Here is a 23,385-nt window from a genome sequence, read left to right as displayed (position 1 = left end):
GCGGTTCGTTCTTTGAATCTGTAGCCAGACACCATGCATCCCATGCTCAATACGGCGGTGAAAGCCGCTCGCAAAGCGNGGGCGATCATCAATCGCGCCTCGCTCGACCTCGACCAACTCACCGTGCGGAGCAAACAGGACCGCGATTACGTCAGCGAGGTCGACCAGATGGCCGAACGCGCCATCATCGAAACGCTGCTCGACGCCTATCCAAACCACGGGATTTTAGCAGAGGAGTCTGGCTCGGCCGACGCCAAGAACGGCGAGGATTATCAGTGGATCATCGATCCGCTCGACGGCACCACCAATTTCCTGCATGGCCTGCCGCAGTATTCGGTCTCCATCGCGCTCAAACACAAGGGCCAGATCACTCAGGCCGTGGTATTCGATCCTGCGCGCAACGAACTCTTCACCGCCACACGCGGCCGCGGCGCCATGCTCAACGACCGCCGCATCCGCGCCAGCAAGCGCAGCAAACTCTCCGAATGCCTGATCGGTACCGGTTTCCCCTTCCGCGACTTCAGTTTCGCCGAAGCCTACATCAACATGTTTCGCGACATGATGCGTGCCACATCCGGACTGCGCCGTCCCGGCTCCGCCGCACTCGATCTCGCCTACGTGGCATGCGGCCGCTACGACGGCTTCTGGGAAATGCACCTGAAACCCTGGGACCTGGCCGCCGGCAGCCTGATCGCACAGGAAGCCGGCGCACTGGTCGGAAATTTCATGGGCGACGAAGGTTTTCTGGAGTCTGGCAACATCGTCGCCGCCAGTCCGAAAGTCTTCGGCCAGATGCTGCAGGTCATCGCCCCGCACCTGCCGCCCGAACTCAAGGCCTGATCCACGCACCAGTCCGTCCATGTCCATCGCCAAGGAGCCTTCTGCCCACACGCCGATTGTGTTAGGACACTGAGTTGGCGCGCTGCCATGGATCTGCATTCATATTTAATATCAATAAGTTATGGCGACAACAACCATCGCCTCACAGAGCTCGAATTGGCATAGATGGGCATAGTTTGGCGCCCAAATTGCCCCAAATTTGCCCCACGAAATTGGACCGCATACCGGGGCATAGCCAGTCGTGTACGAACGTAAGTTTCAAGAGGCTAAGCGTCAGCTTGGCGGTGCGGACGAGGTCATCAACCTCTGGCCGCAAGCCTACGGCACCAGCCCATGGAATGCCGTCCTGAAGGACAAGCTGGAGAATCGCCTTCACAAAGAGATGTGCGCCGGAGCCATTACGCTGAAACAGGCCCGTGGAATGCTCGTTGCCGATTGGCGCGAAGCGTACAAGAAATACTATCCCGCCCCGTAAATCCATCGGGCTGCAGGCACGTCCGTTGCTCGGCCTAAGCTGCCGGTGGCGTTCTGATCAAGCCAGGTCTGCTATGCGCTGCACACCGGCCATTGCATTGGACAGAAATGCCGCGGAATGGCCACTTTCTACTTTGGCGAATGCGTACTCCGACCCGGAGCGGCCGGTCGGAAGCGCTGTCACCGATGACTGCTGCTCGGTGCGGCCGCCCTCGGCTAAACTGTGCATGCCTCACCTTCATGCACATCCCATGACCACATCCATCCTGCTGGTAGAAGACGATCGGCCCATCGCCGACAACGTGATCCTCGCCCTGGCGCGTGAGAACATGGACTGCCGCCACGTCACGCTTGCGGCCGAGGGCCTTACCCTGCTGGCAGCGGGCGGCTTCGATCTGGCGATCCTGGATGTGGGATTGCCGGATGGCAACGGATTTGACGTGTGCCGCACGCTGCGCGGTTTTTCAGATATTCCTGTGATTTTCCTCACTGCCCGTTCCGACGAAATCGACCGCGTGGTGGGCCTGGAGATCGGCGCCGACGACTATGTGCTCAAGCCTTTCAGCCCGCGGGAACTGGCGGCGCGGGTGAAGACCGTCCTGCGGCGCAGCCGCAATGGTGCCGCCGTAAGTGCGAATGCGGCGGCCGCACCGGTCTTCATCCAGGTAGACAATGAGCGCGCCCGCATCGTCTGCCGAGGCCAGCCTCTCGATCTGAGCCGCGCCGAGTACCTGATGCTGAAGGCCATGGCGGCGCGACCCNGAAAGGTGTTCAGCCGCGCCGAACTGATGGACGCGGCGGGGCTGGCAGAGGCCAGTCTGGAGCGCTCGGTGGACACCCACATCAGANGCCTGCGCGCCAAGCTGGCGGCTCATTCGCCTGACACCGACCTTATCCGCACCCATCGCGGCCTGGGCTACAGCCTGGTGCGAGAGTCCGCTTGAACTTTTTCGTCCGCTTTTTCGTCGGCTACGTCGTGGTCGCCGCGGTGGCGGTGCTGCTGGCGATGAAATTGTTCAGCGACCAGCTCGTGCCCGGCGTACGCCAGTCGGTGGAGGAAACCCTGGTGCAGACCGCCAACCTGATGGCCGAGATGGCTGCTGGGGAAATGGCCGGTCAGCAGGGCGGCCAAGCCGGCNNGTCGCGGGGATCGAAGCCGTTTTCCGCGCATACGAGGAGCGCCGCTTCGACGCCCGCATCTACGGCGTGTTAAAGAACGAGCCGGACCTGCGGGTCTACGTCACCGACCAAGCCGGCCGGGTCGTGTTCGACAGCCGCGGCCGCGACGTGGGTCAGGATTATTCCCAGTGGCAGGACGTGAGCCGCACCCTCAAGGGCCAATACGGCGCCCGCACCAGCCGGGAAAACGAGTACGACGGTTCAAGCAGCGTCATGTACGTGGCCGCGCCGATTCTCAAGTCCGGGCAGATCGTCGGCGTGCTGTCGGTAGGTAAGCCCTCCCGCTCCTTCCAAAGCTTTATCGACCTGGCCCAAACCAAGGCCTGGCAATCCGCCTGGGGCCTGTTTGCGCTCGCGCTCCTGCTGGCCCTCGCCTTCTCGTTCTGGATGACCCGGGATATGCGCCGCCTCGTGCATTACGCCAACGAGGTGGCCGCAGGCACCCGCGACCGCATTCCCATCGAGGGCCGCAGCGAACTGCGCCGGCTGGCCGAGGCGCTGGAACACCTGCGCGCCGAACTCGACGGCAAGGCGCATGTGGAAAAGGTCTCGCAGTTGCTGGCGCATGAACTGAAAAGCCCCATCGCTGCCATCGGTGGTGCGGTGGAATTGTTGCATGATGAAACCGACCCCGCGCGGCGTCACCGCTTGGAAACCAACATTGCCAGTGAAACCGGGCGTCTGCAACGCATCGTCGAAGGCGTGCTCAACCTGGCTCGGGCGGAGAATCGTGACCGCCTGGACGAAGAGGAAGACATCGCGCTGGCCGATCTGGTGCGAGATGTGTTGGACACCCGCACTGAGCCTCTGGCCGCCAAGCGGCTGACCGCCGAAGCTGATCTGCATCCCATACACATTGTTGGTAGCCGCTTTCTGCTGCGCCAAGCCGTGGCGAACCTGCTGGACAACGCCATCGACTTCAGCCCGGCCGGCAGCCGCCTGACCCTCAGTCTGGAAAGCACTGCAGCAACAGTCTGCCTCTGCATTCGCGACCTGGGGCCAGGCATCCCCGACTACGCTTTGCCACGCCTGTTCGAACGCTTCTACTCTGTGCCGCGTCCCGACACCGGTGAGCGCAGCAGCGGCCTGGGCCTCAACCTGGTGCAGGAGGTGGCGCGGCTGCATCGGGGAACCATCGAACTCCGAAATCTCGCGGAGGGCGGCGCGGAAGCGCGCCTGTGTCTGCCGGCGACAAAACTCACGTGATTCACGCACGACTCACATAAATCCCTCACGGCGGCACCGGATGCTCTTCCCACCTCAACCGGGAGTCGCCATGAACAAACCACTCAGCTTCAAACTTCTCGCCCTAGCCTTGCTCGCGCTCGTCCTGGCCTTCGCCGTCAACCAGGTCAAGTGGAAGGTCCAGGAACGCCAGGCCACCCGCGACGGCGCGGTGCAAGCCATCGCCGATCAGTACGCTCGTGAGCAGCAGCTGGCGGGGCCGCTGTTGTGGGTGAAATGCAGTGAGCCGCGCACGCTCGTCGAAACCGACGAGAAGGGGAAAATCCGCCAAAGGACAGTCATCGATAATTGTTCCCGCGCCATCCGTCCCAGCCAGCTCAGCGGCCAAGGCAACCTAGATGTGAGCGAGCGTTACCGCGGCATTTACAAAGCGCGGGTCTATCTGGCCGGCGTCAAGCTGCATGCACGGATGCCGGGCTATCGGCCCAAGCCCGGTCAGACCATAGAAGAAGCGCACCTGATTTTTGGTGTCAGCGATCCGCGTGGACTGAAACGCATCAAACTGACTACGGCGAGCGGCGAGGCGCTGAACGCCAAACCTGGCGTTCCAGGCGGCCCGTTCGAGCAGGGCTTCCACGTGCCACTCGATCCGGCGCAATTGGAACACGGCCTGACGCTGGACGCGGAACTGGAAATCGCCGGCAGTGGCCGCATGGACTTGGCGCCGCTGGCGGAAAACAATGATTTCAATTTGCACTCCACCTGGCCGCATCCCAGTTTCGCCGGTCAGTTCCTGCCTGAGACCCGCGAGATCAGCCAATCCGGCTTCACCGCCCGCTGGCGCGTGAACGATTTCGCCACCGGCGGCGACCGCACACTGACCGGCAGCACCAATGGCTGGCTTTCCACCAGCCTTGGTGTTTCCCTCGTCGATCCTGTGGACGCTTACACGCAGACCGACCGGGCCGTGCGCTACGGCTTCCTGTTCGTGTTGCTGACGTTGGGCGGATTCTTCTTGTTCGAACTACTCAAAAGCAAGCCGGTGCATCCCCTGCAATACCTGCTCATTGGTTTCGCCGTGGTGTTGTTCTTTCTGCTGTTGTTGGCACTGTCGGAACACACTGGTTTTGCCGTGGCCTACCTGATAGCCGCTGCCGCCTGCACGCTGATGATTGCCGGCTACGGCCGGACCCTGATCGGGAACTGGAAAGGTTCCGCGGTCCTGGGCATAGGCTATGGCTTGCTGTATTTCGGCCTATACCAGTTGCTGGCTTCCGAGGATTACGCCCTGCTGATGGGGGCTTGGCTGATCTTCGGCGTGCTTGCCCTGACCATGTACCTAACCCGCCGGCTGGACTGGGGCAGGGCCGGTCTGGCCATGCCGATTTCCCCTACAGATCGTGGCCAATAAGCCATGTTCATTGCTCACTTGCCCGCTGGTTATCTCGCCGCCCGTTTGGTTGCCCTTCGCGTCGGTCACGGAGCGACGCCACGTCTGGTCTTGACGGGTATGGCCGGCGGCGTCTTCCCGGACATCGACCTACTATATGGTGCCTTGATGGATGGCGGCCGCATCCACCACCATCTGTACTGGCCCCATCTACCTCTGGTCTGGGCCAGTGCCGGCCTCCTACTTCTGCTGGCCCGGCGGCGACTGGACAACGCGTGGTGGCGCCTGTGCGGCGTCTTCATGCTGGGGGCGTGGAGCCACTTGCTGCTGGACAGCGTGGCTGGCGATATCTGGTGGCTGTGGCCTTGGCTCGACACACCGTTCTCCTTGGTCAATATTCCAGCTATCCATGCTCGATGGTGGCTCAATTACCTATTGCATTGGAGTTTCGCCGTGGAACTCGCCATCGTCGCTCTCGCATTCTGGTGGGAAAGCCAGCGCCCGATTCTGCGCCACTGGAACTGGAGGCCGGCTTCGTAGCGCTATACAAGAACGCGTTGATGAACATACGCGGCCACCATTTGGACATAGGGGTACCCAGAAACGCATGGTGCCCGTACATACAGCGCACTTACCCTCCATCGCCGCGCTAGAGGCGGCTAAACGATACATTGCTGACAGACATGACCTGCCAGTCGAAAGGCAGCAAAGGCCGATGAAAAGACAATCGCCGTTATCGAATTAACCTCTGCTTCTGGTCGAACGCAGGCAGCGGGGACTCTCTCTATTCGGCCTGTAGTTTTCTTTAGTTGCCTATAAAGGCTCTGTTGAATTTCAAGTGGGTTGTTCTGCATGAGGGTTAATGGCGTGGAAATCGAGACGGCCGGCGATCAGGAAGATGACGGTTTTGATTGTGTCGATGCGGGTGAAGCCACGGGCACGCCGCTTGGCGGCCTGGAACAAGCCGTTGATCGCCTCCAGAAATCCATTGGTCTGCCGTGTCTGAGCCCAGGCCACGATTCCTTCCAGATGGGATCGGATCATCCGGGCAACCTCCTTCATCGGCTCGACCTTGGAGCGCATGACGCAAGTGCACCAGTGTTCCAGCATGGCGCGCACGACGTTGATTTGTTTGCGATCAAGGATTTCGCGCAGTTGCTCCTTGTAGACCCAGGCGCGCGCCGTGCGCTTGACAGTCATCCTGGCAATCAGTGCGTCAAGATCGGCAGCAGCCTCGGGCTTGAGCCGGGAGGCATCCTTGAGCAGCGTCCAGCGCATGCCCTTGAGGGACTTGTCGGTGCGCTGCTCGATGCGGCGCATCTTGTCCACCGCCGTGCTGGCGTGGCCGATGACGTGGAACTTGTCGAAGGTGATGCGGGCATTGGGCAGATGCTGGCTGACTCCGGCGATGAAGGCTGGCGACATGTCGATGCTCGCCGAGGCGATGTTCCCGGCCGGGCAGCCATGGTCGCCCAGATACTCGGCCAGTTGCGCAATGGTCTGGGCGTCGCGCCCTTCCGTGACGAACAGCACGCGCCTGGCCTCGGCGTCTGCGGCCAGGGTGACATAACTGTGGCCTCGGGCGCGCGAGGTCTCGTCAATGGCCAGCGCCGTGACACCGGAGTGATCCGCCAGGCCGCAGGCCATCTCCACGTACTTCTGGCACACCGCCAGCACCCGGTGGGACGATTCGCCCACGATGCGCGCCACGGCGGCAAACGGCATCTGGCGCGCCAGCATCAGGATGAAGGCTTCGAACAGCAGCGTGAAGCCATTCAGCCGCCCGGCAAAGTCAGGCTCGACCAGTCGCACCGAACCATTGGGCAGCTTCACTCGCGGCGTGCGCACCTGCAGATGGCACTCATGCTGGAAGAAGTTCAGGTGCCGGTAGGTCTTGGTCACGGTGTCGTGCACCGGATGCACGCCTTCATGGCCCGAGACCTTGAAGCGGCTGCCAGCCTTGAAGTCAATCAGCACGGTCAAGGTCCTGGCCGACTCGTCGAAGTCGACCGACGCCACCGTCCACGGCGGGGCAATTCCAAGGGCAGTTTCAAACAGCTTGGCAGTCATGAATTCACTCATCCAGGTTGGTCAATATGACGTCAGCTTACCCACTCGGATTTCAAGAGAGGCCCTATAAAGACGAATCCTGCGGGGAACCAATACCAGTTCCGCCTGGCCAATAGTTACTGTTTCATTTTGGCACAAGTCCGCGTGCCGGCAGCGCGAGCCGGGTTGGCGGCTTCTGGGCAGCGCGCGCAGCCCGGTACCCTTGCGGGACACAGGAATGTTGGATTTCTCGCAGATCTTGCCGAGGGGACCTCGGTCTTCGCCTTGCTACAGACTTTAAGGGGTGTTACTACGCAAACTGGCCCAAAGCTGCATTCCAGCGACGTCACCCATGCGAATTAAAGCTTTGCTAAACTCAGTTCGACCTTGAGACAGCCTGGACCGTGACGAGCCCTGTAGACCGCAACCACCCCCTGCCCTCGCAATGGATCGTCTCCGAGCCCGAGGAGATGCCCACCGCGCCAGTCGGCGATCTCGTCATGGCGTGGGCTCGCGACCGTGCCACGGACGAGCCTCGGTATATCGGCGAGTTGAGCGCTCAGCAGCGTGGCAAGCACTGCAACTGCGAGTGCCTCAGCTGCGGTTTGCTTCTGGTGGCGGTCAATGCGGGCAAGCAATCGTTTATCCGCCGTCCCCACTTCAGGCACCCGGAAGGTGCCGAAAGGACTNCCTGCCTCGTCCTTGCAGCGCGCGCGGCGGCGTTGGAGGTGCTAAAGGGCACGGATCTTCTCGAACTGCCACGTCGCCGCCAGTCCCGTCGCATCGCTGGCCTCAGTGGGCAGTACTACGAGGCCTGGGTCGAGGCGCCGGCCGAGCGTGTCCGCGTCCGGGACCTCGCCTTTCAGGACAAGGTCAGCGGCATCCTGACACTCGATGATGGCAGACGGCTGCGAGTGGAGTTGACAGGAAGTGTCAGTGCAGTCCCGGCCGGCGCATCTGAAACCCTAATTCCAACGATTCGCTTGGTCGTTGACGATCCAACTATCGCGGCCATGCCTCCCAGCGAGATCCGGAAGCGCCTCCGTCTCCTGGTGGAGAACGGAATCTGGTGTTCGCATTGGAACGACGCGAAGCTCGAGCAGGATGCGGAAGCAGCAGCGCAGGAATCCGCGCGCGCGGCTCTCGACTGGATAGAGGAAGGCGCGGATCTGCCGGAAGGGCTTAGCCCGGCAGCGAGACGTGAAACACTTCTGCACCTCAAGGCCAAAGAAATCCTAGAGCGCGAGAAGCGCATCAGACTGCCTGACCTGACAGCCGAATTGGACGCGGCTACAGACGACGGCGACGTCCTGTCCAGGCAGTTCTTGGTGCTCGGGCGGGTCGTCAACCTCGAGGCGGTAGCCCTGGAGCAACCGCTAGGTAGAATCCGGCCGGACGTCGTCGCCACCACCATCGCCGCTCCAGATTGGCCGGCGAGCCAGATCCTGGTCGAGATCACGGTCACCAACACCATTTCAGATGAGCGCATGGAGCGCATCCGGGCGCAGAACGTACCCGCGATCGAAATTGACATCTCTCGGATGGGCGGCATCGTGACGGAAACAGAGTTCGCAAGGTTGGTCGTCGAGGAGGCCGCCGGCAAGCGATGGCTACATCACCCCAGACTCGCCGAGGAAACGGCCAGGCTCGAGGAGGAGCTTGCGGCCGCAGTTAACGAGGCGAACCAGCAGATCCAGGAACTTTTGGAGAGCGATCGGCGACGCCGGGAGATGCAGCGGATACCTGCTGAGCAATGGGCCAGGGAATATCTTGACGCTGTTCTAGAGTACGCCGCGCTCCGCGAGCAAATGGAGGGTGATGCCAGCCTACGGCCCGACGTGGATCTGGCCTTCGGCCGAATTGCTGAGTGCGCCGACGGCCTTGCCGTGCACGGCTATCTCGAAGCTCAGGACCGCGACCTCTATGGCTGGCGGGGCAACCTCTTGGAGCGGATCCTCTCAATCAAGCTAAACCGTGCCGTCGGCTACCAGCTGACCACGGCCTGGCAAGTTATCAACGCCATTCTTCAGGAGGGGCGTCTCATTTTCAGTNGGCACACGCTGTACCTGATCGCGATCCGGCGATACCAGCCAACGCTCGCGCCTCATCAGGCCGCAAAGATCGCTAAGTGGCGAGAAGGAGTGCTGCACAGCCTTGATGCTGGAGAGCGAGCTTATCAACGGAGCCGCAAGTATGACAGCCTGCTGGCGCTGCTATTTCCTGAGATGGCGGACGCGCTTGCAAAGCCGCTGGCGAAACCGAGGATTGGCGCCCCGGATGGATCTCCTGCAGCCCCCGCCAACCTTCTGAGCGAGCGGACTGCTCCGCAGGAAGGCTACGTCGAGGTAGGATACCGAAACTCCAGACTGCGCCTACCCGTTCGGGGTTGCGACGCGTGGTTGGCGGCCAATCCAGGCTGGGAGGTTATCTCCAAGTGAAGCAAGGAAATCCTCAAGCCTGAGTCCATTAACTGGCCACACTGATATGGCTGTGGACACCCAGCCTTCAAGAGGGATCACCTAAAAGGTGATCCGCAGCCGCCTCGTTGGGTCATAACGTACTGCATACAGGCAGCCTCCCGAGGCCCCAAGATGAAAGCGTTCCTCCGCGAAGTGCTCACAGCTATGAAGGAAGGGCCGGCGCTGTTTTTCGCTCCGATCATGGGGGCTATCAAGGTCGCCCGGATCCCCGCCAGGAAGGTGGTGCCCATCCGTCTCCCTTGAAGTAACACCTCGGCGCGCGCCACACCGAGGGTGGAAAGCTGGCAACGTTCATACTTTTGTCATAACCGGAATAGAGCATAGCGCCATTCAGAGCACCATTTGTGGCCATGTTCATACCCGTTCACGGCGATGCACCTTACCTCCCGGATGGCCACTGCGACACGCCGCGGCCACAGACGCCCTATCCGTTATGGCTGACCCTGGCGATTTTTGTTGGTGTGTTCGCCGTCCTGCAATGGTCATGGAATGCGGTCCGCGGCACCTGGGTCGAACGCCTCATCGTCCATGAGGCCACCGTCAAGCCGGCGGCGGCCTTGATCCAGATCATCTCGCCGGAAGCCCACGCCCAGCCGGTTGCCACCAGCATCAAGGCGCCGGGCGGCGGCCTCAACATCCTCAATGGCTGCGAAGGCACCGAGATCATGTTCCTGCTGGTTGCCGCCTTCTCCGCCGTCCGGCTAGGGTGGCAACAAAGGCTGACCGGTCTTGCGCTGGGGCTGGTCCTGATCTTCGTCTTGAACCAGGCGCGCATCCTCGCCCTGTTCTACACCTTCCGCAACGAACGCAGCCTGTTCGACCTGCTGCATACCACTGTCCTGCCTGCAGTATTGATCGCGGCGGTCGCCCTGTATTTTTATGCCGTCCTTCACCGCACCCGTTTGGCCTAGTCCAGGCCGATTTGCGCTGGCGCTGATCCTCGGCTTCGTGCTTACCCTAGCTGCGGCCTCGGTCTGGGGCACGGCGCTGGTCGAGGCCCTTCTGCCGATCACCCATACCCTGCTGGGCTGGATCGATGGCCGCTTCGGCGTCTTGTTCCTCGGCGTCGAACACAACTGGCAGGACACCGTGATACGCCTGCAACTGGGCTTTTCCAAGGCGTTCTTCCTGGGTGGGCGCGTGGTTGTGCCCGACCCACGAGGTGCAGTATGGGTCACCACGCCGGTCGGGAGTCTGCTCCAGCCGCTGGTGATCGCACCTGCCATGGCGGCGGCATTACCCGGGCAGCCTGCTATCTGCTTGGCCAGGTTTGGCCTCGCTGCGGTGTTCGCCCTGGGTTTCCTCGTCATCGACCTGCCGGTCACGCTCCACGCAATCGCATGGGACTCACTTGCCTACGACGTGAAGCTGAACGACTTCTCGCCGCTCCTGGCCTGGAACCAGTTCATGCAATCCGGCGGCAGATTGGGGTTGNGGGTGCTGCTGGGTGCAAGTACCTGGTGGTGGATCGCGCGACGCACGGAGTCAGACTGACGCCAACTCATAAAAATCACGTCCCGTCCATACAACTTTAGTTGTAGTGAGATCGGCTCATAAACACGATGAACGAGCCTTTACTGAGTGTCATACCGACTGCGTAGCCTCTCTTATATCCAGACCGGGCAGATTTCTTGACCATCAAGAAAGCTCTTTAGTTGTGGCGGGATTGGATCTATAGCCAGTGACATAAAACATCGATGAGAGGCCCGATCATGCAACGCAATATCCTTAGTGCTGCCGTGTCCATCGCATGCGCTGGTATGGCTACCCAGGCATTTGCCTTGTCGCCGTCCGACCTGAACAGCGCGACCACTTCGATCGTGCGCATTTCAGGCTCTTCGGCTACCACCAACCAATTGATCGCCTTCGCCCAGAACAACTGCGTGAGTGGCTCGCTGGCACACCTGACCACGTCTGACCCCAGCAACTTCGCCCTACTGTGCACACCCGACACCAGCAAAATTTCTGGCTTGGCCCACAGCAATCTGGTCATCGTCAAGAACGGCAGTTCCGTTGCTGACCTCAGCGCGCTCGCCTCCAAAACTGGTTACCCCTTCCTGGACGTATTCAATAGCGCTTTCAAGGGCGGTTGCGGAAGCGCCACCGCTGTGCCCGCAACGTCAGAGTATGTGGACCCCACCAATCCCGGGNGCGGCACCCGAATTGCACTGCCGGGATACAACAAATACACCTGCCCACTTACGCTTACCTCTGCCGCCGCACCCGACATGGGAATTTCCGACGTCGAGCCTACCATGCTGGTCTCTGCGGGAGCCGTTTATGGTGTAACCGGTGCCCAGTTGCACGCCCTACACGATGCTTTGCTCAATGTGGTGGTCTTCGGCATACCGGTGACCCTGGAATTGCGCAATGCCATGCAGGCAGCCCAAATCGCCAGCGGTACCCTACCAAGTAGCTGTGCCGTGGGGGACGAAACCGAGCAGTGCATGCCCACACTGAATCACCAGCAGATCAATTCCATTTTCACTGGCAACGCCGTGGACTGGAGCGAATTCGGACTGACCAATCCGTCGGGGGACAATAACATCTATATCGTTCGCCGCATTGATGCGTCAGGGACACAGACGGCCGCAAAAATTTTCTTTTTGAATACACCCTGCGCCACGGGCTTGATAACGTTTATGCCTTCCAGTGATGGCGAATCCAGTACGGCCGCCAACGCCTGCTCGTTCGCCACCCCTCCGGCCGGGACCTCCACGGTGCATGAAGGTAGCACGGCCAGTGATGTACAGATTTGCTTGCAAAACCACAACGCCAATCACCGTTGGGCCGTGGGCCTAATGAGTGTACAAACCCCGGCCGTCGGCGACGCCAACACCGATATGCGCTTCATCAAGATCGATGGCGTTTCCNCCACCAACCTCAACGTCGCGCTCGGCCGCTATGGTTTCTGGACTGAGGCCACGCTCAACTATACGGGCACGCCGTCAGGTGATGTAGGCAAGATGATTACTGCCTTGACCGCCGGCTTCAGCAACCCCGTCGTTCTCCGCTCCGTGAACACCAAGTTCCTGCTCACCAATCAGCTCAGTACGTCCGCCGAACCTTGGGCCGCAGGTGTCATGGCACCCTCCCTCTTGGTCAGTCCGGGTGCTGTTCCCCTCGTCAATACGGGGAACCTGCAGACTGACCTGGCGAACGTTTACACGACCCCAGTCAACTTCTACACCCGCGCCATTACCGGTTCACCGAATAGTTGCCAGCCGCCCTCGACCTACTTTGCGACCGGCACCCTCAGCAATCCCAAGTAAGCTGCGATGCAGGGCGAGCAGCTTCGGTTGGAGGCAGTATCCTCTCAGCTGAAAGACTGCCACCTGCAATTCAGATTATTCTTGATACTGCGTGTTTTCCGTTTCCTGGGGAGGGCGCCCAGGCCGTGCCTCGTCTAAACCTCGCCTGTTCAGCATCGTATGCAACTCCGCTGCCACAAACATTCCGGCAATGCACAGCGCAAAGCGCCCACCTCCTTCCATGAGTTCGCCCCAGTCTATGGGCTTGGAGGCGAGATAGGTCAGAGGGTCATAAGCCTGGATGACCGCACTGTGGATCGTGCCGTACATGACCAGAGGAATATCGATCGCTTCCAGAACAAGGAGGACCGGCAGGCTCGCCAGTAGGCGCATGCCCCGGCCACGCCAGCTCAGATCCGGCCAGGTCAGTGCTGCCGCGGTTAGCATGACCGGATGGGTGAGCACAAAGTAGAGAGGGAGCCGGACACTTCCCTCCACATGGGGCAGGACTTGCCCGCCGATCACCATCATGTGCGGAAGCGCATAGTCCGCCTTGATGAGCTGCTCATGCCCGCGAATGATCGTGAATGGCCGGATATCAAAGCCACTGAGCATGATGCCAAGCACGTCGTGATAGAGNGGCAAGAAAAAGTGCGTGTAATGCCAGCCACCTTGCCGGGCTGCCCAGAGTAGGATCGGCAGCCAGATCAGCAAACGCAACGTGATGCCACCCGCTTTACTCGTCGGGTGTGCCATGGCGGGACAGAAAAGCCAGAAAGAAGATGAAGCAGCACGCAATCATGATCAGCGGCAGCACCGTGCCATGGAGCACGCTGAACCAGTCCCGATTACTCAGGTAGGCGTGCCAGAGAATGACGATGCGAGTCTGGTTCAGGGAGAACACCAGCAGAGTACCCAGGCCGATACCCAACCAGCGGCTGCGCCAGGCGAGCGGGTAGGCGATCAGCGCCGCTACCAGCAAAAACAGGATCTCCAGTCCCTCACAGCCATTCAGGACATTTAAGCGTCCCATGGGTGCGATCAGGCGATGACCCTCTGGGATGACGTGGAAGGCAGGCCAGATCTGATCGATGATCCATGCGGCAGGTATGACGGTGGCTTGATCGATGACCACATGTTCCAGCCAGGTGCCCCGGCTCAATCCCCACGCGTATTGCAAGGCAAAAAGACAACGAGAAAATGAGTACCAGACGCAGAGGATGACGACGCCGGGCACGATCTGCTTCCTCGGCATTTAGTATGTCGGCGTAACTCGTACTCTGCATCGGGACCGGATTGGATCGTAGGCCAAAGGGGCTTCGTGTAAACCGATAAACAATAAGCGGTTTGCGTAACAGTTGTATTACATCGAAAGCTCTCCTGAACCCACCAAGGAAGATGGTTACCTTTGGTAGCCAGTGAAGAAGCTGGGGTAGCACTGCCATGCAGTAATAGGTTTCGATCCGGCCTAGCCGAGGGCCGTTACAACTCGCAACGCCAATCTCCAACGTGGCTCTGAATTTTATTCGGCGCGTTCGCGCCAGAGGCCCGGTCGCAACTCGACTCGGTGCGTTCGGTATGGCCAGCGGAAACTCCAGAAGAAATCTGGCTTTCCGGGGCAGGTGATCCTCCCACCATATTTCCAGCACAGAACTGGCGTTCCGTCCATACAACTTTAGTCTTAGTGGAATCGGCTCATAAATACGTTGCATAGACCATGACCAGGCGTCACATCAGTTACGTAGCCTTCCTGACGTCAGCCCTTGGGAGAAGGCTCGTGAAACCACAAAAATCACCTGTTCGTTATTGCTCGCCATGACCTTTGCCTCGACGGCACAGGCGACTGTCGACGACGCCCGTGCCAAGGGCGTCAAGTGGCTGATTGAAACTCAGAAGGGCGATGGGTCATTCGCGGGCCTGCAGGGCCTAGAGGTGCAGTCCACCTCGGCTGCGGTGGACGCGATGCTCGCGGCCGGCATGACGCGGTCGCCGCAATACGCGCGCGCCCTAGCCTGGCTTGCCAACGCCCCGGGCGGCAGCCTGGATTCGCGCGCGTGGCAGGCGTCCGCGCTGGCCTCGGCGGGTCGCGACGCCACAACCATTGCCGGCACGATCCGCGACGAGCGTAACACCGTGGCTGCACAAGCAGGTAGTACAGGCTCTGGCAGAGCGACCTGGGGCGCCTACCCGGGATATGGCGCAAGCACAACCGACACGGCACTGGGCTATGGCGCGCTCCGCAGCGCAGGCATGAGTTACACAGGGGATACCAATGAACTGAAGTTCACAGTGCTCTGCAATATTCTCCCGGCACAACTTGCCGTTTCTCCCTGGTTTGGTGCATGGCCGCAAGCTCTACCGCAAAGCAGTCAGCCTGCGCATGCCTCGTCGGGTTCTCTCTCAGCAACCGCATTTATGTTGTACGAGCTCAAAAAGCAAATGCAGGCTGGCCGGATATCGACAGGTGGAACCAGCTGTAACTCGAATACGGCACCTGCTTCAATCGATACCGCCATGACCAGCGCCAAGACCTGGCTCATCGCCCAGGCCAACGCGGACAGCGGCTTTGCCGAACGCAATCCGCAAACGGGCAATCTGGAAGCGTCCTCGCCGGTGGCTACCGCCCTGGCGATCCGCGCACTGGTCCTATTCTCCGCTGAGGGTGACAGCGCCTCTACTACCGCGATCACCAACGCTCGCACCTGGCTGGCCGCCCAGCAGAATGCCGACGGCAGCTGGAAAGGCGATCCCTTCGTCACCGCACGCGTCTTGGCCGCGCTGCCTGTCGCAGTGGGCACGCAGCTCACCGACAGCGATCAGGATGGCATCACGGATGTGGTCGAACAGCAACTCGGTACCCAGATTATGGTCGCCGACGCCCAGAACCAGCTCGACCCGAACGCCAATGCCGTGCCCGGGATTAACGCCACGTCGTTCAGCGCCAGCGGTGTACTCGGTGAACCCTTCAGCCACACCCTCTCCGGCTCGGGCGGCAACGGCCCGTTCACCTTCGTGCGCGTCAATGGTGCTTTGCCGCCCGGACTGACGATGGCGGCCAACGGCCAGATCACAGGCACGCCCTCGACGACGGGCAGCTACGCATTCGATTACGAAGTCACCGACACCACCAACGCCAAGACCCTGGTCATCGGACGCATCGACGTGGCGGACGCCTCGCCCTCCGATGGAGACGTACCGCTGCCGCCGTGGGCGGTGGTGGCATTGGGAGCGGGGCTTCTCGGCGCCATGCGTCGTTATCCCATGCGCGCCGCCTGACATACACACCTGTATCACACAAGAAAAGATCATCAAGGGAGCCACCCATGTCTTGCCAGACTCTGAGTCGCCTGATTCTGACTGCCGCCATGAGCCTTGCGGCCTTTACAGCGATCGCCGCGCCCCACAAGGATGTCGCGCCCTTGCCAGCGCAAGCCGTGCAGGCGGTGCGCGACGGACAGCGTGGGCATCCGGATCCGATAGTGGAAGCGCTGGATCGCCATCTGCAAGAGGAACTGGAACTGGCCGGCCAGGGCGAACGTTCCGCCGCGCAGATCGGCAAGAAAAGCGCCCAGGATGCCGACGTGCGGAACGAACTTTCCAGCCGCCGTGCCGAAGCCGCCGCCAAGCGGCAGGAGATGCTTACCCTGCGCTACGAATTGCTGTCTCGCCTCGATCGCGAAGCGGAAACCTTAAGGGTGCGTGGGCAGTTTGCAGAAGCGGATCAGGCATTGAATTTCAAGCAGAAGCTGCTTACTCGCTTCAATGCCATTACCCAGGACATGGATGACCTCTCCAAGGCCGATAGCACTAATCTCGATGTTCGCGCCAAACGTGTCGCCAGTCGCATCAAAGGTTGGCTCGCAGCCAGACCGGTCATTCCCCTGCCACAGCCTAACGTCCGTCAAGCCAAAGCGATTAAGCCGATGAATCTGCCGGCCGCCAAATCCGTCCCGCATTTCGTCGCCGACGCCTACTGGCTGATGCAGGAGAGGATCGCCAGCCGTGATGGCTTCATTCAGGTCGCCCCGCGCGATGGTTTCATCAAGACGGCGCTGCGCGACACACCGGCCGAGGCGGCCGCTTGCGGCTACACTGCGGCCGATCTTGCCGACACCGCCGAAGCGCCCCTTACCCATCCCGATATCGTTGCGCTGGCCAAGCAACTCGATTACAACCCGGTCCGTATGTTCGAGTGGGTTAACCAGAACATCAGGTTCGAGCCTTACTACGGCTCCATGAAAGGCGCGGTCGCCACCCTCTGGAGCAAGTCGGGTGGCGCCACCGACCAGGCCAGCCTGCTGGCCGCGCTGCTACGCGTGTCCAACATTCCGGTGCGTTACGTGCGCGGCAACATCGCCGTGCTGGACAATGCCGCGTTGAGCGCAGACGGGCGAGGCGCGCGCTGGATCGGGGCCAAGAGTGCACAGGCAGCCGCCTCAGTCTTGGCCACCAACGGTAATCCCGCGGCGACTTACTATACCGATGGCACAGGTATCGTCTTTGCTCACGTCTGGGTCGAGGCTTGTTTGCCCTACACTGCTTATCGCGGCACCGGGCTCGACGACTCCGGCCACCGCTGGGTGCCGCTCGACCCTCCTACAAGGACCGGCGCTATCAGGCTGGCATCAACGTCGACGGTAGCTTCGATTTCAACTACGGAAACTGGCTGGCTAGCCGGCTCGATGCCAACGGCAACTACCGCCTGCCGCAGGAAGCTTTCGAAAGCGAGGTCGAGGCGCATGCCAAGACTAAAGCGCCGAATTACGCCAACAACACGCTCGAAGACGTTCCCTACAAGGCCGAGACTAAGCGCCAGCACTTCGACATCCTGCCCATCGTGCCGCCCTATGAAGTGCTGCAATACACCAGCTGGGACGGCACAGTGGGTGGCTCGGCCGAAACCGCAGTACTGCCGGGGCGTCACCGTTATCGACTGGAAGTGGCTGTGCGCAACAAGAGCGCTACGTCCGATCCATTGGCTGGCAATCTGCTCAACCAGAAAACCTTCAACCTCGTTGATTTGGCCACCAAGCGCCTGACACTCTCTTTCAAGGGTGCGACAGCTGGCGACCAGATCGCCTTCGACACATGGTTTAACGCGGTCGACCCTGGTGCCCAGCCGACTTGTTCGAACACGGTGAATATGGTGCCGGTTCTGAAGCTGGAGGGTGTGGAACAGGTCAAGGATGCAGGGAGCGGCACCACAACGCTATGTTCGATCGACAACGCGCTATACATGAAGGTGATGCTGGACGAACTCGATACGTACGCGACTGTAAACGATGCATTCAGCCTTGGCATCCAAGCTGCCAACCTGCACGCTCTGCATGCCTACGCTCACCACACCTCCGACGCCTACCTCACCAAGCGCTCGGCGCAACTGTTGGCCAACGTGCAGGCCAATAACAGTAACGTTAATGCAGATCGCGACGGCATCGAAGGTGAATTCCTTAATATTGCGGCCAGCAAGTACAGCCGCTATACAGCCGATGCATACAAACGGGCAGGCGAGCTCTTTGGTGAATCCGGTACAAGCGGCATTGGCCTTGGCCTGACCTCCGCTCAGGTCAAGGTCAACTATCTGTTTGATCTGCCCTATGGAATTTACCGCAAGGGCTTTCTCACCGACTGGCCTGGTGGGCCTGTCTATAGCGGTTCTCGGCTCGACACGCCGAACAGCTCGGACAAGCGTGCTTTCAAACTGGGCGGTTACGCCTCTTCTGCTTACGAAGCTTACATCTGGCAAGAAATAGCGAACTTAGATGCCGTCTCCACCACACGCGGCCTGCAATTCGCCAATGAGCAGAACATTGAAATCCTGCAGATCAATAACAGCACCGACTGGAACAACCAGAAATGCAAACTCACCAACACTTGCTCCAATAGTGCACTCAATACCAACCCGGCCGATACCAACTACTCTGCGAGTGTCGTCGGCAATATCGAAAATACCGTCAACAATGGTTTCAAGATAAGCCTTCCGCGCCGGCTGATCCAATATCCGGATGTCACTGGATGGAAGGGCTATATGGCTCTGTTGAATTTCAAGTGGGTTGTTCTGCATGAGGGTTAATGGCGTGGAAATCGAGACGGCCGGCGATCAGGAAGATGACGGTTTTGATTGTGTCGATGCGGGTGAAGCCACGGGCACGCCGCTTGGCGGCCTGGAACAAGCCGTTGATCGCCTCCAGAAATCCATTGGTCTGCCGTGTCTGAGCCCAGGCCACGATTCCTTCCAGATGGGATCGGATCATCCGGGCAACCTCCTTCATCGGCTCGACCTTGGAGCGCATGACGCAAGTGCACCAGTGTTCCAGCATGGCGCGCACGACGTTGATTTGTTTGCGATCAAGGATTTCGCGCAGTTGCTCCTTGTAGACCCAGGCGCGCGCCGTGCGCTTGACAGTCATCCTGGCAATCAGTGCGTCAAGATCGGCAGCAGCCTCGGGCTTGAGCCGGGAGGCATCCTTGAGCAGCGTCCAGCGCATGCCCTTGAGGGACTTGTCGGTGCGCTGCTCGATGCGGCGCATCTTGTCCACCGCCGTGCTGGCGTGGCCGATGACGTGGAACTTGTCGAAGGTGATGCGGGCATTGGGCAGATGCTGGCTGACTCCGGCGATGAAGGCTGGCGACATGTCGATGCTCGCCGAGGCGATGTTCCCGGCCGGGCAGCCATGGTCGCCCAGATACTCGGCCAGTTGCGCAATGGTCTGGGCGTCGCGCCCTTCCGTGACGAACAGCACGCGCCTGGCCTCGGCGTCTGCGGCCAGGGTGACATAACTGTGGCCTCGGGCGCGCGAGGTCTCGTCAATGGCCAGCGCCGTGACACCGGAGTGATCCGCCAGGCCGCAGGCCATCTCCACGTACTTCTGGCACACCGCCAGCACCCGGTGGGACGATTCGCCCACGATGCGCGCCACGGCGGCAAACGGCATCTGGCGCGCCAGCATCAGGATGAAGGCTTCGAACAGCAGCGTGAAGCCATTCAGCCGCCCGGCAAAGTCAGGCTCGACCAGTCGCACCGAACCATTGGGCAGCTTCACTCGCGGCGTGCGCACCTGCAGATGGCACTCATGCTGGAAGAAGTTCAGGTGCCGGTAGGTCTTGGTCACGGTGTCGTGCACCGGATGCACGCCTTCATGGCCCGAGACCTTGAAGCGGCTGCCAGCCTTGAAGTCAATCAGCACGGTCAAGGTCCTGGCCGACTCGTCGAAGTCGACCGACGCCACCGTCCACGGCGGGGCAATTCCAAGGGCAGTTTCAAACAGCTTGGCAGTCATGAATTCACTCATCCAGGTTGGTCAATATGACGTCAGCTTACCCACTCGGATTTCAAGAGAGGCGACAATTGAGAGGCCTCAAAACGTACGGGTCAAGGTAAATGGTACAGGGATCGGCTTCGTCCAACTGCATTGATCGACAGCTATCGCCAAATCGGTTACCGGCTCAACAGGCCGGGATATTTCTTTGCGCGCAGTTCTTCGAGCACTTTGTCGGTCAGTTTCCACGCATCGCCCTTGATGCGGACGATGAGTTCCTTCCAGACGCGCTCGAAAGCCTGCGTCGCATCGTCGTCGTTGAAGCGGACGCCGGCCGGTAGTAATGGCGCGATGTCCTCGATCAGGCTGCGCGTGAGCTTTTCCAGCATACGCTGCTCGGCGACGGCACGCGTGATGGGTTTTCCTTCAAGCGCAAGGTAGTGTTCGAAACAGGCGATGAGCTTGCCCCGATTCATGGCGAGTTGGTCGAGTCCGTGGTGCAGGTCGAAGAGGTCGCGGTTCTTACGCCGCTGCAGTAATGCACGCAGCTTGGTGCCGAATAGTTCCTCGGGTTCGAAGGACGCGATCTTGGTCTCGCCCTGATACCAGTCGCTTTCCACCGCGAAGGGATAGGACTTGATGCCGAGCAGATGTTCATGCTCACGGGTATTGATCTCAACCTTGAGCTTCAGCGTCGCCTGCGGATCAGCTTCGGGCGTGAACTTGAACACCAGGTGCATCGAATGTCCCGCCTGCTCGCGATTGCACTTGCCAAGCCATGACAGGGCTTCGCGGATCGCATCGACCGTCGTGCCGATGGATTCAGCCTTTGTCTGCACCAGATCAATGTCTTCCGAATAACGCAGGGGCTGCTTGAACAACAGCTTGTTGATCGCGGTACCACCGCGGAAAGCGATCTTGTCTTTCAGCACCGGCGCGTTGAACAGGTCGCACAACGCGCGGCTGATGATCAGGTCCTGCTCGATCTGCCGCGCGTCGGGCCAAGGGGCTTGCGTGCTCCAGGCCTGGATGTAGGAACTCGGAATCAAAAGTCGATCTCCACGGGTTCATTGATTACGAGTTTCCACCTGGCATCTTTCTGGTGAAGCTCGGATAGGGATTCAATGAGAGGCTTGACGGAAGGATCCAGCGGCACCGCCGTTTTGGCCTTCTTGACGAAGGATGCCAGCGCGTTGGCTTGTCTCGTGTGCCCTGCCCGTTCGAGCAGGTAGCCTAACCGTCGCACGGACGAGTTTTCATAGGCAGCGGCCGCTTTGGCGAGCGCACGCGGCTCAGCCTTGGCTCCAATGTCCTTGGCGATCTGCGCAACCCCATTGATACCGGTGGCCTTGTGGAAGTAGCGTGCGCAATCCAGCAACGTCAGCTCGACGCCGGCTACTTGGGCAAAACCGGCATCGCTCTTCATCCGGTCGAGCCAATCGGGCTGATTGAGCTCTGCGAAGGCCTTGGGGGCTTGGTAGAGAAACTGGAGGCGGTGGCGTCCGATCTCGAAGTCCCGCAACTGCTTAGGCACAACCACCTGAAAGACCATGGCGGCCTGGTGCGATGAACCATGGAAGGCCGCAGCACGCAGCAGCGAGATACGATAGTCGAGACGCTGATGCTTCATCAAAGGATCGATCCAACGCGCGGGGTCGGGGGCGCCGGTCAGCTGGTCCTCGGGACGCAGGATCAAATAGAAGCCATGGCGAGGGTTGGCCAGCCGCTTTCTTTTCACCAGGCGGGTGATCGCGGCGGTCAGGGCCCCAGGTTTCAGGTCGACCGCAGCCAGCGCCTCTTCGCGGTTGAAATGCGCACGACCATGGAGAAGCCGGTCATCAACGAATTGGTCAAGGGAAGCCATTCCCGGATCATATGCAAAAACAGACACAATGACAAGGTTTTTGCGTATGAGTTGGGGCGCTCGGTGTGGCTGTATGCTGGGATGGCACAAATCGATACCCCAGATGGATGCTAACCGCACTTAGTTTGTCCGAAAATGGAGTGTTACTTCGGACAAAACATCCAGGACAGTCTAGCGTCCCGGCACGTGGTGCCGTCGGACTCGCGGGCGCTGCCCCGCGCCTCGTGCCGAATCGCGGCCATTCGGCTTTGATCCCTGACACCTCCGGCCCTTGAGGGCCTGCGCGCTCCGCTTGCCCTTAAGGTACTGGAGGGGCGGCCTTGCTGTTCCCTTCAACGTACCACGCCGTTCTCGCCGTCAAGGGCTGCGCGCCCTGCCCTGCGGTTGATCGCTTGCGTCCATGCGGCCGTCTGCGACCCCTGACTGCTGCGCTGCGGCGTGTTTCGCCGGTTCCAGGCAATTCCGCCTGATACGAACCGGAGCACGATCATGTCGCAGCTTTCTCTTNCCCTCGATTCTTCCCTTCTCGTTCGCGATGTCGCGGGCGACTACCGTCCAGCCAATGCCGACGAGGTGCTGCAGGCGGCACAACGTGTGCTCGCCGGGCAGATGCGCGGCTGCGAAGCACTGACCTCGCCGCAGGTGGTGCGCGACTTCCTGCGGGTCAAGCTGGGGGCGCTGGAGCACGAGGTGTTCGGCGTCATCCACCTGGATGCGCAGAATCGCGTCATCGACTACGTCGAGATGTTTCGCGGCACGGTGAGCCAGACATCGGTGTATCCGCGCGAAGTGGTCAAGGAGGCACTGGCCAGGAATAGCGCTGCGCTGCTGCTGGTGCATAACCACCCGTCGGGTGCAGCCGAGCCATCGCGCGCCGACGAGATGCTGACGCAGACGCTGAAGTCGGCGCTGGTGCTGGTGGACGTGCGGGTGCTGGATCACCTGATCGTCGCTGGCAGCGCCATCCTGTCGTTTGCTGAACGTGGGCTGCTGTAGCTCTGGGGGCTTTGCCCCTTTTTGCTGTGCCCTTGGTTTGGCGAAAAGCTGCGCTTCGCTTGCCTCCAGGGGTCGGCTGACGCCCACCCCGCCGCGCAGGCTTGAAAAAGGGCCGATATCTGGGGGAGAATTTAAGCAGGACGATATCGATAGACATTGAAGTCAATTCTCTATAGCGCACTCATTTTGATGTTTTCGGCCGAGGTAGCGCCAGGCGTTCCAGTTTTCCTGCCCTCTGCCTGAGCTCTTCGTCACTCATTTCGGCGAGCACGCGAAGACCCNNCACACGAACCACCTCACTCTGATTCATCAACATGCCCTGCTTCGCACAGCGAACGCGCAGTGCTTCAATGAGCTGCGCGTCGGTTTCCTGCATCGAAAAAGCGCGCCTGACCACATGGCTGGTCCGGCCTTTCGG

The 23,385-nt window shown here is 60.4% G+C and carries 17 protein-coding genes; 12 read left to right on the top strand and 5 right to left on the bottom strand.

Annotated elements, in window-relative coordinates:
• Positions 1 to 33: 33 nt before the first annotated feature.
• The 6 genes from HZY77_RS02820 to HZY77_RS02795 all read left to right on the top strand — a co-directional run bounded on the left by HZY77_RS02820 (position 34) and on the right by HZY77_RS02795 (position 5,608).
• A complete protein-coding gene (locus HZY77_RS02820; RefSeq protein WP_296818540.1) occupies positions 34 to 840 on the top strand; it encodes an inositol monophosphatase family protein in 807 nt (268 codons plus the stop codon).
• Positions 841 to 1,081: 241 nt separating this feature from the next.
• Entirely contained in the window at positions 1,082 to 1,315 is a 234-nt protein-coding gene (locus HZY77_RS02815) for a hypothetical protein (protein ID WP_296818538.1), read from the top strand.
• A 250-nt stretch (positions 1,316 to 1,565) separates the two neighbouring features.
• A complete protein-coding gene (creB, locus tag HZY77_RS02810) occupies positions 1,566 to 2,258 on the top strand; it encodes a two-component system response regulator CreB (RefSeq protein WP_296818536.1) in 693 nt (230 codons plus the stop codon).
• Positions 2,259 to 2,520: 262 nt separating this feature from the next.
• The gene (gene creC / locus HZY77_RS02805; protein WP_296818533.1) at positions 2,521 to 3,699 is read left to right on the top strand and encodes a two-component system sensor histidine kinase CreC; all 1,179 of its coding nucleotides are present in this window, start codon (positions 2,521 to 2,523) and stop codon (positions 3,697 to 3,699) included.
• Between the two features lie 70 nt (positions 3,700 to 3,769).
• Positions 3,770 to 5,089 (top strand): cell envelope integrity protein CreD, encoded by a 1,320-nt coding sequence (gene creD, locus HZY77_RS02800; protein ID WP_296818530.1) that lies wholly within the window; start codon positions 3,770 to 3,772, stop codon positions 5,087 to 5,089.
• A gap of 3 nt (positions 5,090 to 5,092) precedes the next feature.
• Positions 5,093 to 5,608: a metal-dependent hydrolase gene (locus HZY77_RS02795; protein ID WP_296818527.1), complete on the top strand. Its 516-nt coding sequence runs from the start codon at positions 5,093 to 5,095 to the stop codon at positions 5,606 to 5,608.
• Positions 5,609 to 5,902: 294 nt separating this feature from the next.
• Here the strand turns inward: HZY77_RS02795 and HZY77_RS02790 are convergent, their stop codons facing one another.
• Positions 5,903 to 7,138: an ISL3 family transposase gene (locus HZY77_RS02790; protein ID WP_296820769.1), complete on the bottom strand. Its 1,236-nt coding sequence runs from the start codon at positions 7,136 to 7,138 to the stop codon at positions 5,903 to 5,905.
• Between the two features lie 2,809 nt (positions 7,139 to 9,947).
• Here HZY77_RS02790 and HZY77_RS02785 point away from each other — a divergent pair.
• Positions 9,948 to 10,508 carry an exosortase/archaeosortase family protein gene (locus HZY77_RS02785; protein WP_296818524.1) on the top strand — a complete coding sequence of 187 codons (561 nt, stop codon included), beginning with the start codon at positions 9,948 to 9,950 and terminating at the stop codon, positions 10,506 to 10,508.
• Positions 10,509 to 10,545: 37 nt separating this feature from the next.
• Positions 10,546 to 11,091 carry a hypothetical protein gene (locus tag HZY77_RS02780; RefSeq protein WP_296818522.1) on the top strand — a complete coding sequence of 182 codons (546 nt, stop codon included), beginning with the start codon at positions 10,546 to 10,548 and terminating at the stop codon, positions 11,089 to 11,091.
• Between the two features lie 2,493 nt (positions 11,092 to 13,584).
• Here the strand turns inward: HZY77_RS02780 and HZY77_RS02775 are convergent.
• On the bottom strand, positions 13,585 to 14,085 hold the full coding sequence (locus tag HZY77_RS02775; RefSeq protein WP_296818520.1) for an archaeosortase/exosortase family protein: 501 nt from the start codon (positions 14,083 to 14,085) through the stop codon (positions 13,585 to 13,587).
• Positions 14,086 to 14,663: 578 nt separating this feature from the next.
• Here HZY77_RS02775 and HZY77_RS02770 point away from each other — a divergent pair.
• From HZY77_RS02770 to HZY77_RS02760, 3 genes are read left to right on the top strand one after another with little or no spacing between them, the layout of a single operon-like run.
• On the top strand, positions 14,664 to 16,124 hold the full coding sequence (locus HZY77_RS02770) for a putative Ig domain-containing protein (protein WP_296818518.1): 1,461 nt from the start codon (positions 14,664 to 14,666) through the stop codon (positions 16,122 to 16,124).
• A 47-nt stretch (positions 16,125 to 16,171) separates the two neighbouring features.
• Entirely contained in the window at positions 16,172 to 17,887 is a 1,716-nt protein-coding gene (locus HZY77_RS02765; protein WP_296818516.1) for a transglutaminase family protein, read from the top strand.
• A complete protein-coding gene (locus HZY77_RS02760) occupies positions 17,794 to 18,921 on the top strand; it encodes a hypothetical protein (protein ID WP_296818513.1) in 1,128 nt (375 codons plus the stop codon). The genes HZY77_RS02765 and HZY77_RS02760 overlap by 94 nt, the downstream gene beginning before the upstream one ends.
• Here the strand turns inward: HZY77_RS02760 and HZY77_RS02755 are convergent.
• The 3 genes from HZY77_RS02755 to HZY77_RS02745 form a co-directional block, all read right to left on the bottom strand.
• Positions 18,893 to 20,128, bottom strand: coding sequence for an ISL3 family transposase (locus tag HZY77_RS02755; RefSeq protein WP_296820769.1), 1,236 nt, complete (start codon positions 20,126 to 20,128; stop codon positions 18,893 to 18,895). The genes HZY77_RS02760 and HZY77_RS02755 overlap by 29 nt on opposite strands.
• A 158-nt stretch (positions 20,129 to 20,286) precedes the next feature.
• Complete coding sequence (locus tag HZY77_RS02750) at positions 20,287 to 21,156, bottom strand: nucleotidyl transferase AbiEii/AbiGii toxin family protein (protein ID WP_296818510.1); 870 nt, start codon at positions 21,154 to 21,156, stop codon at positions 20,287 to 20,289.
• Positions 21,153 to 21,971 carry a type IV toxin-antitoxin system AbiEi family antitoxin gene (locus HZY77_RS02745; protein WP_296818507.1) on the bottom strand — a complete coding sequence of 273 codons (819 nt, stop codon included), beginning with the start codon at positions 21,969 to 21,971 and terminating at the stop codon, positions 21,153 to 21,155. Before HZY77_RS02745 ends, HZY77_RS02750 begins: the two co-directional genes overlap by 4 nt.
• 489 nt (positions 21,972 to 22,460) lie before the next feature.
• Here HZY77_RS02745 and radC point away from each other — a divergent pair, with 489 nt between their 5' ends.
• A complete protein-coding gene (gene radC, locus HZY77_RS02740; RefSeq protein ID WP_296818505.1) occupies positions 22,461 to 22,967 on the top strand; it encodes a DNA repair protein RadC in 507 nt (168 codons plus the stop codon).
• Positions 22,968 to 23,385: the final 418 nt, after the last annotated feature.

The sequence above is a fragment of the Thiobacillus sp. genome (assembly GCF_013693775.1).
In the GTDB taxonomy this organism is placed as follows: domain Bacteria; phylum Pseudomonadota; class Gammaproteobacteria; order Burkholderiales; family Thiobacillaceae; genus Thiobacillus.
The sequence above is the reverse complement of the archived record's forward strand: the minus strand, read 5'-3'. Positions and strand labels throughout refer to the sequence as shown.

What these genes read in the sequence shown, in the direction of transcription:
- creD (WP_296818530.1), top strand. Translation starts at nt 3,770, where the DNA reads ATGAACAAACCACTCAGCTTCAAACTTCTCGCCCTAGCCTTGCTCGCG.
- HZY77_RS02795 (WP_296818527.1), top strand. Translation starts at nt 5,093, where the DNA reads ATGTTCATTGCTCACTTGCCCGCTGGTTATCTCGCCGCCCGTTTGGTT.
- HZY77_RS02790 (WP_296820769.1), bottom strand. Translation starts at nt 7,138, where the DNA reads ATGACTGCCAAGCTGTTTGAAACTGCCCTTGGAATTGCCCCGCCGTGG.
- HZY77_RS02785 (WP_296818524.1), top strand. Translation starts at nt 9,948, where the DNA reads ATGTTCATACCCGTTCACGGCGATGCACCTTACCTCCCGGATGGCCAC.
- HZY77_RS02770 (WP_296818518.1), top strand. Translation starts at nt 14,664, where the DNA reads ATGACCTTTGCCTCGACGGCACAGGCGACTGTCGACGACGCCCGTGCC.
- HZY77_RS02765 (WP_296818516.1), top strand. Translation starts at nt 16,172, where the DNA reads ATGTCTTGCCAGACTCTGAGTCGCCTGATTCTGACTGCCGCCATGAGC.
- HZY77_RS02755 (WP_296820769.1), bottom strand. Translation starts at nt 20,128, where the DNA reads ATGACTGCCAAGCTGTTTGAAACTGCCCTTGGAATTGCCCCGCCGTGG.
- HZY77_RS02745 (WP_296818507.1), bottom strand. Translation starts at nt 21,971, where the DNA reads ATGGCTTCCCTTGACCAATTCGTTGATGACCGGCTTCTCCATGGTCGT.